Source organism: Phytohabitans sp. LZ39 (genome assembly GCF_059359075.1).
Window position 1 is genome coordinate 78,014 of sequence record NZ_JCADBM010000012.1, and the last position, 12,351, is coordinate 90,364.

Below are 12,351 nucleotides of genomic sequence, written 5' to 3' on the forward strand. Positions count from 1 at the left end.
GCTGCGGCTGGTCTGTCGGGAAGGCTGTCGAGCTGCGCGCACCACCGCGCGCCATCCCCTGCTGGCGGGGCGCGAGTCACCCCTCCCGGGTGAGACGGACTTGTCCAGATCGCGTTTAATGTCGAGATGTCGGCCGCGGCTCCGACTGCCAATGAGAGGGGCACGCCGCGAGTGCCATGGCGAAGGGGGTTACCGGTGAAGGATCTTCAGACACGCGTGCGAGCGGTGGTCGACGAGATGGTCGCCGCCGGGGCCGAAGACGGTGTGCAGGTGGCCGTCTACCGCCACGGCGAGCCCGTGGTCGACGTGGTCGCCGGCGAGGCCGACCAGGGGCGCCCGGTCGCGCCGGACACGCTGTTCTACTCGGCGTCGACGGGCAAGGCGGTCGCGTCGACGGTGGCACACGTGCTGGTCGACGACGGCGTGTTCGACTACGACACGCGGGTGGCCGAGATCTGGCCCGAGTTCGGCGCGCGTGGCAAGGACGGGGTGCGGATCAGGCATGTCCTGACCCACTCGAGCGGGGTGCCGGCGGTGCCCGCGGACACCAGGGTCGCGGACCTCGTCGACTGGGACGGGATGTGCCGGGCGATCGCCGACGCCGAGCCGTGGTGGCCGCCGGGTGAGCGGGTGGGCTATCACGCCGCCACCTTCGGATACCTGATCGGCGAGATCGTGCGCCGCGCCACCGGCAAGCCGATCTCCAGGGTCCTCGCCGAGCGGGTCGCGGGGCCGATCGGGATGGGCGACGAGCTGTTCTTCGGGGTGCCGAGCGACCGGCTCGACCGGGTGGCCCGGCTGAACGACGACCCCGCCGGGAAGGCGGCGTTCGCCTCGCTGCCGCCGGAGTTCCCACTCTTCAAGGCGGTGCCGCCGGCGATCGTCCCGGACGCCGACTTCGGCAACCGGACGGACGTGCTGACCACGGACCTGCCGTTCCAGGGCACGATGAGCGCCCGCGCGCTCGCCCGGATGTACGCGGCGCTGGTCGGCGAGGTGGACGGCACGCGCCTACTCTCCGCGCAGCGCCTCAAGGAGGTCACGGAGTTCGCCACGGCGGGCTTCGCCGACGAGATGACGCCGGGCGCGTCGGCCTGGGCCATGGGCTACTGCGTGGGGTGGCCGGGCACGTCGGACGCGGGCGCACGGCCGACGATCTTCGGGATGGTGGGCATCGGGGGGAGTGCCGGGTTCGCCGACCGGGAGACCGGTGTGGCCGTCGCGGTGACGAAGAACCGCTTCAACCCGATCGAGATGAACGTCGTGCAACGGGTGGCGGAACTGGCCGACGAGACGTTTGCCTGATCGGCGAAAGCACGGCCCGCGGATGGCAAAATTCGCGGCGCGGCTCCGACTGCACTATGAAGGGTGCCGATACGGCACACGACGTCCGAAGGAGTCTGCCCGTGAAGTACATGCTGCTGATCCACGCCAACCCCGAGACGATCATGGGGCGGTCCGAGGAAGAGACCATGAAGGTCTACGCCGAGATCGACGCGATCACCTCGGAGCTGTCCAAGTCTGGCGAGCTGATCGGCGGTGAGGCGCTGGCCGACGTCTCGCAGTCGAAGGTCGTCCGCGCTCCGGGTGGCGTGCCGGTTACCACCGACGGGCCGTTCGTCGAGGCGAAGGAGCACCTCGCGGGCTACCTGATCGTCGAGACCGAGAGCGTGGAGCGCGCCATCGAGATCGCGGCCCGGTGGCCCGACGCCCGCGAGGGTGGCGCGATGGAGGTTCGCCCGATCATGGACACCGGCGGCACCGAGATGTGACATGGCGCGGGCCGGGCCCCATGGCCCGGCCCGCGTCTGGTTCCCCACGGTCAGTCGGGAAGTCCGCGTACGAACGTCCGCAGGTCTCCGACGAGCAGCTGCGGCTGCTCCAGCGCGGGGAAGTGCCCGCCCCGGTCGAACTCGGTCCAGTGCGCCAGCGTGGGCAGGATGCCTTCGGCAAAGCGCTTCACCGGCCGCACCGCGTCTTCCGGGAAGGCGGCCACGCCGACCGGCATCGCCAGCGGCCACGGCCCGCCCCAGGTGCGGGCGAAGTCGGCGTCGAGGTGCGTCGACTCGTAGTAGAGCTGTGCGCTCGACCCCGCGGTGGCGGTCAGCCAGAAGATCGTGACCGTGGTGAGCATGTGGTCGCGGGCGATGGCGTCTTCCGGAGTCTTGTCGGCGGCCGACCACTCCTTGAACTTTTCGACGATCCACGCGAGCTGTCCGACCGGCGAGTCGGTGAGCCCGTAGGAGAGGGTCTGCGGCCGGGTCGACTGGATCTTCTGCCAGCCCATGCCGTCCTGCTGGAACTCCATCGCGAAGCCGAGCTTGGCCTGGTCGGCCGGGTCCAGCTCACCGAACGCGGTGAAGTCGGGCGGCGGAAACGTCACGCACATGTTGATGTGTACGCCACGGACGTGTTCCGGGTCGGCGAGGCCGACGCGCAGCGAGATCGGGCTGCCCCAGTCTCCGCCCTGCGCGACGTAGCGGTCGTAGCCCAGCGAGGCCATCAGCGACGTCCACGCGCGGGCCACCCGCTCGGTGTCCCAACCCACCTGCCGGGTCGGTCCGGAGAACCCGTAGCCCGGGATGGTGGGCACGACCACGTGGAACGCGTCGGCCTCCTCGCCGCCGTGCGCCACCGGGTCGGTCAGCGCGTCGAGGATGTCGACGAACTCGAAGCCGGTGCTCGGCCAGCCGTGCGTGAGCAGCAGCGGCGTCGCACCGGCCACGCGCGACCGGACGTGCAGGAAGTGCACGCCCACGCCGTCGATCTCGGTGAAGAACTGCGGGATCCGGTTGAGCCGCCGCTGGGTGGCCGGCCAGTCGTAGCCGGTGCGCCAGTAGTCGGCCAGATCGCGCAGGTAGCCGACCGGCACGCCGCGGCTCCAGCCCGTGTCCGGGATCTCGTCCGGCCACCGGGTGGCGGCGATCCGCCGGTGCAGCTCGTCGATGTCGGACGGTGGGATGTCGATCTGGAAGGGGCGCATCGTCCTACCTCTCGGGTCGTGGCGGGCTGGCCGGTGCGGCCGCAAGGGAGTCCGCGGTGGGCGGTGTGGGGCGGCCGGCCTTCCGTAGTACCCGGACGATCCGGTCCGGGCGCAGCAGGGAGGTCGGCTCGTCGATCAGCCCGGCCACCCGGATGAACGCGTTGGTGAGCTCGGCGTCGTGCACCGCCGCCCGCTGGTAGCGGGCGACGTAGGCGTTGATCGTGCGCACCTTGGCGGTACGCCGGCCCTCCACGCCGGGGTAGCCGAGGTCGGCGCTGGCCGAGAAGTCCCACGGCGAGTCGATCTCGGCGGCGATGAGCCGGAAGAACTCCCGCCAGTCCGGGATCGTGCCGCGCCCCAGCAGGTCGCCCAGCACCAGCGACTCGGCCGCGGCCACGGTCATGCCCTGCGCGTAGATCGGGTTGAAGCTGCACACCGCGTCGCCGAGCACGAGGTAGCGCGCCGGAAAGCGGGTCAGGCGCTCGTAGCGGCGGCGGACGCTGGCCGGGTAGCGGAACATCACCGGGTCGTCGAGCGGCTCGCAGTCGGCGAGCACCTTGGCGATCTCGGGCACCGGGATCGAGCGTACGAACTCCAGGAAGCCCTCCGGATCGGTCGGCGGGTGGTCGCCGAGGATGCCGGTGAGCGACAGCTCCAGCCGGTTGTCGTCGCCCGGCAGGCGGTAGAAGAACGCGCCGCGCGGGTGCGACGGGGTGGCCGCCGGGATGATCGCCAGGTCGCTGCCGAACGGGTCGTACGGCGCCTGGTAGTGCCGGGTCGTGTAGGCGAGGTCGATCTTCACGCGGTCTTCGGCGGGCCGTTCGTAGCCCAGCTCCGCCAGCCACGCCGGGGTACGCGAGCCCCGCCCGGTGGCGTCGATGACGAGATCGGCCTCGATCACCTCGGGGGTGCTGCCGGGCGTCTGCTCCTGGACCAGCGCGCCGGTCACCGTGGCGCCCTCGCCGGTGGTGACCAGGCGCAGGATGTCGCGGCTCTGCATGAACCGCACGTTGGGGATCGCCTGCACGCGCTTGCGCAGGTGGTACTCCAGCACCGGCCGGGTCGCGGGCACCGAGAGCAGCCCCGACGTCGACGGCTTGAGCCGCCGCCCGCCGAAGATCCACTGGATGTCGCCGTTGAAGTCGCCCGGCTTGACACCGGCCCGCACGAGGTCGTCCATCAGGCCGGGAAACTGCCGCTCGAAGATCTGCTGCCCCTTGGCGACGAGGCCGTGCGCGTGCCGGCCGTGCGGCACGCCCCGGCGGTACGTCGGGTTGTCGACCACCTCGTCGCGGTCGACCAGGAGCACCTCGCCGAACGCGGCGGACAGCGGCTTCGCGGCGAGCAGCGCCCCGAGGCTCGCACCGAGGACGACCACGCGGTCGCCAACCTTCGCCGGCACGGTCACCACCCCACATCCACAGTGGACAGCTGCGCGTCCGGCCGGGACAGCAGCGTCGACAGCAGCGTCAGGTAGCGCTCGACGAACACGTCGACGGTCTTCTGCTCGAAGAGATGGGCGCTGAACCCGAGCGCGCCGACGATGTCGTCGGACGGCCCGAGGTGCAGCGACCACAGCATCCCGTCGGGCATGTCCGAGCCGACCGGCTGGGAGATGACCCGGCGCCAGATCGCCGTGTACTCGAGGTCGCCGACCCGCTCCCGCTCCATCACGAACGGCGGCTGGATGACCTGGAAGAGACACGGCGCGACGCCGGGCGCGACCGACGCCATCAGCTCGGGCGCCTCTTGCAGCACGTGCAGCAGCGGTACCTCGTGCGAGTACGCGCCGAGGCAGGTGGCCCGGGTACGCGCGACGACGTCGCGGAAGGTGGCGGCGCCGGACAGGTCGGTGCGCAGCGGCACGAAGTTGAAGAACGAGCCGACCGTCTCCTGGAACCGGCCGTGTCCCCGGCCCGGCGTGAACGTCGGCACGGTCACGTCGTCGCTGCCGGTCCAGCGGCTCGCCATCACGTAGAACGCCGCGAGCAGCACCATGAACGGCGAGGTGTGCGTGTCGGCCGCGAGCGCGGTGGTCGCCGAACGCAGTTGGGCGTCCGTCACGAAGCGCTGCCACGTGGTGGTCGGCGTCGTGTCCGGGTCCGGGGTCCGGTCTACCGGGATCACCATGATCCGGGCGCCGGCGAGCTTGTCCCGCCAGTACGCGCGGGCCGCCTCGAGCCGCGGGCTTTCCGCCTCCGCGTGCTGGGTGGCGATGTACTCGCGGTACTGCGGCGCGGTGGACGGTGCGGGCTCCCGGCCGGCCGCCCGCTCGGCGTAGCAGTGCGCCAGATCGCGGAGGATCACCTGCATCGACCAGGCGTCGGCGGCCGAGTGGTGGGTGGTGAGGATCAGCACGGAGTCCGTCTCGTCGAAGCGGCCCAGCGTGACGCGCAGCAGCGGCAGGTCGTGCACGGCGAGCGTGCCGGCCTCGATCTCGTTGATCAGCTCCTCGGCCCGGCGGTCCCGGTCGGCCGGGTCCACACCGGACAGATCCCGCACCTCGACCGCGGGCGGCGCGGGGTCGAGCACCCGCTGCCCGTGCTCACCGCCACGCAGCACCGAGGTGCGCAGGGCCTCGTGCCGCCCGACCACGTCCGCCAGCGCCCGGCCGAGCGCGTCGACGTCGACCCGCCCGTGTACCCGCCAGCCTTCGCCGATCAGGTAGTGCGGTCCGAAAGGGCCAGTGGCGTCACCGGTGTCGAACAGCAACAGGAACTCCTGTTGCAGGGAGAGCGGAAGGTCGTGCGAGGTGGTCATGCTGCGCTCCTCATGGGTTGGATGCGGGTGTCAATCCACGACGAACCGGCGCGGGCCGGGTGGCCCCGGCCGCTCGCCCAGGCAGTCGGCGTTGTACTCGTCGAGCAGGCGTTGGGCGTCCGCGGAGGCGTTCGTGAAGCTGCGCAGCGGTTCCACGCCACGCACGAGGACGTCCTCCATCGCCTGGGTCATCACGCCCTGGATGCGCGGAAACTCGCCGAGCAGCGCACCCCGCGCGGCCGGCGAGCCGTCGGTGGCCAGCAACTGGTCGATCGCCACCCGCTGGTGCGGCCGCTCGTCGAACCAGCCCTCGCCGTGCAGCAGGTCGATCGCGGTGGTGGTCACCGGGATGAACCAGGTGGCCTTGTGCCGTTCCGCGGCCGCGTGCGGCGCGAGCAGGTGCTGGAGGAACGCGAGCGCCCCGTCCTGTACCGCCGGGTCCGGGCTGTCGGTGAGCCAGATGGCGTCGCCGCCGACGATGTTGCCGGCGTAGCGGACCTCGCCGTTGTGCGGCATCCGGCCGACGGCGACTCCGAAGCCGCGGTCGCGGCCGGCCTGGATCAGCCACTCGGCCTCGACCGACGAGCTGAGCACGAACGCGACCCGCTGCTCGGCGAACGCGACGAAGTTCTCTTCCCAGGCCCGGCCGGTGTTGTCGCCGTACGCCTGGCCGCCGATGTAGTGGTAGATCCCGTCCTGGTGCAGGCCGCGCCACCACTCGGCGAACGCCACGAGCTCGGGCGCCGCGAGGTCCACCCGCTCGGCGCGGCCCTCCCGCCCGTTGGCGTGGTCGGCGAGCAGACCACCCTGCTGCGCCACCGCCTGCTGGAAGATCCAGCCGTGGTTGGGCCAGGTGATCGCCGCCCGGCCGGTGTGTGCCAGGACCGCCTTGCCGGCGGCGGTCAGCTCGGCCCAGGTGGTCGGCAGTTCGGTCACCCCGGCGGCGGCCAGCAGGTCGGTGTTGGCGTAGAGCAGCGTGGTCGAGACCAGCGGGGGAGCGGCGAGCAGCGTGCCGCCGGCCGAGTAGTAGCCGCGCGCCGGCGCGATCACGTCGCCCGTGACGACCGGTTCGCCCAGCACCCTGGTACGCCCGTCCAGCGCGGTCTCAAGTGGACGGATCAGCGGCGCGCCGCCCGGGCCGCGCATGTCGCGGGCCAGCTGCGTCGAGGTGTGGAAGTACTGCACCAGGGCGGGCGCCTCACCGCGGCGCGCCGCCGCGTCGACATCCGCGGGCAGGGTCTTGTAGCTGGACTCCCGGACCCGGACCTCGTAGTCGGGGTGCGCCTCGTGGAAGCTCGCCGCCAGCGCCCGGATACCACCCAGATAGTCGGGCACGGCGGGGTAGCTGGGTAGCCAGACATCGATGACGGTGCGCGCGTGGTCCAGCCTCATGTGACGGTCCTCCGGGCGGGCGGCGGGGGTCGCCAATAGGGTGTCCGCCGCCCGGCGGGCGGTTCATCTCCCGGCGTGCTCCGGCCGGGCACGCGCGGTGAACTGCGCACGAAGGAAGTCGTGGATGGATGTCGAAATCCAGCGGCCGGCTCCGACCCCCAGTTGAAGGGCTTAATGCCGAGAAGGGACTGACGACATGGACAACTCCGCGTCTGCGCCGCCCGCGGACCTGGCGGGGCGCAAGGAATGGATCGGGCTGGCGGTGCTGGCGTTGCCCGCGATGCTGGTGGCGATGGACATCGGCGCGCTGTTCCTGGCACTTCCGCACCTCAGCGCCGACCTGGGAGTCTCCGGCGTCGAGCAGCTGTGGATCATAGACATCTACGGCTTCCTGCTGGCCGGCTTCCTGCTCACCATGGGCACGCTGGGCGACCGCATCGGGCGGCGCCGGCTGCTCATGATCGGCGCCACCGCGTTCACGCTCGCGTCGATCCTCGCCGCGTACGCGAACTCCGGCACCACGCTGATCATCGCGCGGGCGCTGCTCGGCGTCGCGGGCGCGACCCTGTCGCCGTCGACGCTCGCGTTGATCACCAACATGTTCCGCAACGAGAAGCAGCGCGGCATCGCGATCTCGGTCTGGGCGGCCTGCCTTTTCGGCGGCACCGCGCTCGGCCCGATCGTCGGTGGCGTGATGGTCGACCACTTCTGGTGGGGTTCGGTCTTCCTGCTCGGCGTGCCGTTCATGATCGTGCTGCTGGCCACCGGCTTCGTCCTGCTGCCGGAGTACCGCGACCCCAACGCGGGCAGGTTCGACCTGCTCAGTGTGGTGCTTTCGCTGGCCTCGATCCTGCCGATCGTGTATGGGGTGAAGGAATTCGCGGCCGGTGACTCCGACAACCCGGCCCTGGCGGCCGGCGCGATCGCGGTGGGCCTGGTGATCGGCGCGATCTTCCTACGCCGCCAGTCGCGGCTGGAGCATCCGCTGATCGACCTGAGCATGTTCCGCAACGCCTCGTTCAGCGGCGTGCTGGTCACGATGATGTTCGCGTCCGCCGCGCTGGCCGGCATCAGCCTGATGAGCACGCAGTACATCCAGAGCGTCGAGGGCCTGTCGCCGGCGGCGTCCGGCCTCTGGCAGGCACCGACGGGCCTGGGCATCGCGATCGGCACCGGGATCACGCCGATGCTGATGAAGGCCCTCAAGCCGGCCACCGCGATCATGATCGGCCTGACGATCTCGGTCGTGTCGATGCTGCTCCTCACCCAGGCGGGCAGTTCCGGCTGGCTTGTCGCGATCGTCGTCCTGGTCGCGATCGTCGCGCTCGGCACGGGTCCGTTGTTCACCTCGGGCACCGGGATGGTGGTCGGCTCCGTCCCGCCGGAGAAGGCCGGCTCGGCCGCGTCGCTGTCCGAGACCAGCAACGTGTTCGGCTCCACGCTCGGCCTCGCGCTGCTCGGCAGTGTCGGCGCCGCCGTGTACCGCAACCAGATGGCCGACGCACCCCTCAACGACGTGCCACCCCCGGTGGCGGAGGTCGCCCGGGAAAACGTCGCCTCGGCCACGGCGGCGGCTGACTCCCTGCCACCCGCGGCGGCCGACAACCTCGCCGACACCGCCGGCGAGGCGTTCACCACCGCGATGAACGTGGTCGCCTGGGCCGACGCGCTCCTCATCCTCGGCCTGATCGTGCTGGTCGCCCTGACGGTCCGCGGCAAGCGCGGCCAGCAGCCGGCCGAAACGCCGCAAGCCGAGGCCGTACCCACCACAGGCACCGCGTAGACCACCGCTTTCCGGTCCGCCCGCGACGCGGGCGGACCGGAAGGCTTCCCACGGCCACCGTTGAGGTTCCCTCGACCAGGTTTCCCGGGTGCGTGTCAGCTGCGGACCGCTGCTCCCGCCGGAGACCGCTGCGGCCGGCGGCTCGCCAGGGCTCGCCGAGACCCCCGGCCTCCGCTGCCAGCTCCGCGCCGCAAGCCCACATGGCGTAGGTCCGCGGCAGCTGCGAACCCGCTGCGAGGCAAGCCATGATCATTGGCTGGCGGGCACGTCCTCCACGATCCTCGCTGACGCTCGCCGCAGGCCCTGCCCGCGGTCCGTGGTGGGGTCGGGACGTCGAGATCTAGGAGACTTGGGGTTGAAATAGCGCCCTAACTCTCCTAGATCTGGAATCTCGCCTCGCGCACACCGCCGCGGTGGTTACTCGCGGCAACGAAACCCCTGTTGCTTTCCCAGATTGCCGATCCCGCAGCGGGCATTGTGGACAAACGTCGACCACCAGCCGGTGGCGCGCAGAAGTGAGCGCGACCAGCGGCGGACGGGTGAGGCCGCGGGAGCAGCGGTCTGGACAGATAGCCCCTCTTCAGAGGGCTGTCGAGCCGGGGCTGGCGTCGCCGCGGAAGATGCCGGTCGGGTCGACGCGAGCGCGGACGTGGTCGGCACGGTCCACATCGGACGGAGCTAGGTGGCGTTGGGGTTGGCGCCAGCTCTCCACGAAGGTTGGCGCTGTGCGGCCGGTGTCCCAGGGTGCGAGTGCCGAACGGATCACCGCGCAGTGTTTCTCGATCACCGCGGCCGCCTCCGGGCTGTCGGGGATCGCGTTGCCGAGGTACGAGTAGTCGGCCGCGTAGTGGTCGAGCGCCCCGCCGTCCGGGTGTGGCACGGCCAGCGCGCCGCCGAGCTGCCGCAGCTCCGCCGTGACCAGCGGCGAACCCGAGGTGGTCAAGTCGAGGAAGGTGGCCTGCCCGCGTGCGTCGAGGGCGCCGAGGAGCATGTGGTCGCCGACGATGGGCAGCGGCTCGTCGGGGCCGAGCTGGGCGCGCACCACCTCCGCCGCCGTGCACGGCATCCACACGTCGACCACCGGCTCGGCCACCGCGCGGAGCTGGGTGAGCAGGTCGGCGAGCCCGCCCGTCGCCTCGCCCACCTCGGTCGCCGCCACGCCAATCATCGTCCCGCTCTTGAGCTCGGGCGGCACGATCGGTACGTCGGGCAGGTTGAGCACCTGGAACGCGCTGGTCACCGCCCACGGTGCGGCGTTGGCCCAGCGGGTCCAGCGGTCGAGGAGCGCTTCGGCGTGCCGCGCCGGCCAGTACGCCGAGCCGGTGACCACCGGCCGGGCCGGCGACAGGCGCAGCTCGACCGCGACCACCACGCCGAAGCCGCCACCGCCGCCGCGCACGGCCCAGAACAGCTCCGGGTCGTTGGCCGCGTCGACCCGGCGCAGCTCGCCGTCGGCGGTGACCAGCTCGACCGCGGTCACGCTGTTGACCGCGAGCCCGGTCTCCCGGCCGTAGACGCTGACGCCGCCGCGCAGCAGGTAACCCACCACGCCCACGTCGGCCGACGAGCCGTGCGGCGCGGCCAGGCCGTGCGGTGCGGCCGCGTCGACCACGTCGCCCCACCGGGTGCCGGCCGGGACGCGGGCGGTACGGGCGACCGGATCGATCTCCACGCCGCCGGCGAGCTCCGTGCGCAACAGGAACGCCCCGTCCATCGGCCGCGCGGCCGCCGCGCCGTGACCGGTGCTGTGCACCCGCACGGTCATGTGGTGCGACCGGGCGTACGCGATCGCGGCACGGACGTCCTCGACGGTGCGGACCGTCCGCGCCGCGGCCGGGTGTGGGCGGCCGTGGAGGTTGAACACCTGGGTGGCTTCCTCGTAGCCCTTGTCGTCCAAAATGGACACGTCGCGTTCCTCCTCTGTGGACGGCTCAGTCGGGCAGCCGCACCGACAGCGCGTGCCGGAACACGTCGCGCGGGTCGTAGCGGAGCTTGACCCGCTGGAGCCGGGGATAGTTGTCCTTGAAGTAGAGGGTGTGCCAGGGCACGCCGGAGGTGTTCCACTCTGGATCGGCGAGGTCGACGTCTGGATAGCTGATGTACGAGCCGTCGCTCACCTCGCCGGCCACCGGCACACCGCCCGTCTCGGCGTAGACGTCCCGGTACATCGCCCGCACCCACGCGATGTTCGCCGCGTCGTCACCGGGCGACTGCCAGGCGCCGGCGCTGTACGAAGCCTTCACCACGCTGTCGCGCTGGGCCGCGGCGGTCGCGTCGGGCGCCACCGCGTTGACCTGACCGCCGAACGCGGTGAGCACGATGCCCGCCGCCGGGTTGGCGTAGTCGGGGTCGGCGAGGTAGCGGTAGAGCGTGGCCAGCTGCTTGTCGGTGTAGCCCGCGCGGAGGTACCCGGCCTTGTTCTTGTAGCGCCCCCGCGGATCGCTGGGCCAGCTGTAGGAAGGCATCCAGCTCGCCATCCAGTCGACGACGTCTTCCGCGTCCGTGTGCGGGGTCAGGCCGGTGCCGTCGACGATCGCGTCGAACTGGTCGGCGAGCAGGCCCGACGCGCCGCTGACGGCGTCGTCGACCACCGCGGTCAGCGCGACCATGTCGGCCGAGCGGTGCATGACGATGAGGTTGCTCCACAGCTGGGTCGCGGGCGCGCCGACCGCGCTGTTGCGCTCCAGCCAGCCGCAGTAGTTGGCGAGCAGCCGGGGCAGCGTGGTCTCGTCCATCGCATCCCACGACCACAGCACGTCCCGCCGGCGGATCCGGCGGGGCGCGGCGGGCAGGAGCCGGGCGGGGTCGTCGCCCTCGGTGCCGGGGCTGCGCAGCCAGAACCGGGTGACCACACCGAAGCTGCCGCCACCCCCGCCGGTGTTGGCCCACCAGAGGTCGTGGTGCGGGTCGTCGGGATCCCGTGTCGCGACGACCGCGCGGGCTCGGCCGCCGTCGTCGACGACGACCATCTCCACCGCGTACAGGTGGTCGACGACGAGGCCGTCGCGGCGGGAGAGGTGGCCGTAGCCACCGCCGGTGATGTGGCCGCCGACGCCGACCTCGAAGCAGGTGCCGCCGGGGATGGTGACGCCCCAGCGGTCGTGCAGCGCGGGGTACAGCGCGCCGAGTGTCGTGCCGGCCTCCACCATCACCGCCCGCCGTGCCGGGTCGTAGGCGATCGCGTCCATTTTGGACATGTCGATCAGCAGCCGGACGTCGGGCGCGGCGAAGAAGTCTTCGAAGCAGTGTCCGCCGCTGCGTACGGCCACCCGTCGCTCGCCGGTGACGGCCTCTTGGACGGCGGCGACCACCTCGTCGGTCGTCCGGACCTGCCGGACGGCGTCAGGTTGGCCGGTGAACCGGTGGTTGTAACCCTCGACCAGGGCCGCGTAACGGGGGTCGTCGGGCAGGATGTCGGTCATGCGGTCGGTCC

The 12,351-nt window shown here is 71.7% G+C and carries 9 protein-coding genes; 3 read left to right on the forward strand and 6 right to left on the reverse strand.

The genetic code is table 11. From position 1 onward, the window contains the following. Positions 1-195: 195 nt before the first annotated feature. On the forward strand, positions 196-1,305 hold the full coding sequence (locus AC5L36_RS23095) for a serine hydrolase domain-containing protein (RefSeq protein WP_441219401.1): 1,110 nt from the start codon (positions 196-198) through the stop codon (positions 1,303-1,305). A 110-nt stretch (positions 1,306-1,415) separates the two neighbouring features. Beyond that, complete coding sequence (locus AC5L36_RS23100; RefSeq protein ID WP_441219732.1) at positions 1,416-1,772, forward strand: YciI family protein; 357 nt, start codon at positions 1,416-1,418, stop codon at positions 1,770-1,772. 50 nt (positions 1,773-1,822) lie between these two features. On the opposite strand, the gene AC5L36_RS23105 is transcribed toward AC5L36_RS23100, so the two are convergent. From AC5L36_RS23105 to AC5L36_RS23120, 4 genes are read right to left on the reverse strand one after another with little or no spacing between them, the layout of a single operon-like run. Continuing rightward, positions 1,823-2,983: an epoxide hydrolase family protein gene (locus AC5L36_RS23105; RefSeq protein WP_441219403.1), complete on the reverse strand. Its 1,161-nt coding sequence runs from the start codon at positions 2,981-2,983 to the stop codon at positions 1,823-1,825. 4 nt (positions 2,984-2,987) lie between these two features. Further along, positions 2,988-4,385: an NAD(P)/FAD-dependent oxidoreductase gene (locus AC5L36_RS23110; protein ID WP_441219404.1), complete on the reverse strand. Its 1,398-nt coding sequence runs from the start codon at positions 4,383-4,385 to the stop codon at positions 2,988-2,990. A gap of 2 nt (positions 4,386-4,387) precedes the next feature. Beyond that, the gene (locus AC5L36_RS23115) at positions 4,388-5,743 is read right to left on the reverse strand and encodes a condensation domain-containing protein (protein ID WP_441219405.1); all 1,356 of its coding nucleotides are present in this window, start codon (positions 5,741-5,743) and stop codon (positions 4,388-4,390) included. A 30-nt stretch (positions 5,744-5,773) separates the two neighbouring features. Continuing rightward, complete coding sequence (locus AC5L36_RS23120) at positions 5,774-7,135, reverse strand: extracellular solute-binding protein (RefSeq protein ID WP_441219407.1); 1,362 nt, start codon at positions 7,133-7,135, stop codon at positions 5,774-5,776. 196 nt (positions 7,136-7,331) lie between these two features. Between AC5L36_RS23120 and AC5L36_RS23125 the strand changes: the two genes are divergently transcribed. Next, entirely contained in the window at positions 7,332-8,918 is a 1,587-nt protein-coding gene (locus AC5L36_RS23125; RefSeq protein WP_441219409.1) for an MFS transporter, read from the forward strand. A gap of 580 nt (positions 8,919-9,498) precedes the next feature. Here the strand turns inward: AC5L36_RS23125 and AC5L36_RS23130 are convergent. Continuing rightward, positions 9,499-10,824: an FAD-binding oxidoreductase gene (locus AC5L36_RS23130; protein ID WP_441219411.1), complete on the reverse strand. Its 1,326-nt coding sequence runs from the start codon at positions 10,822-10,824 to the stop codon at positions 9,499-9,501. Positions 10,825-10,849: 25 nt separating this feature from the next. Beyond that, a complete protein-coding gene (locus AC5L36_RS23135; RefSeq protein WP_441219412.1) occupies positions 10,850-12,340 on the reverse strand; it encodes an FAD-binding oxidoreductase in 1,491 nt (496 codons plus the stop codon). Positions 12,341-12,351: the final 11 nt, after the last annotated feature.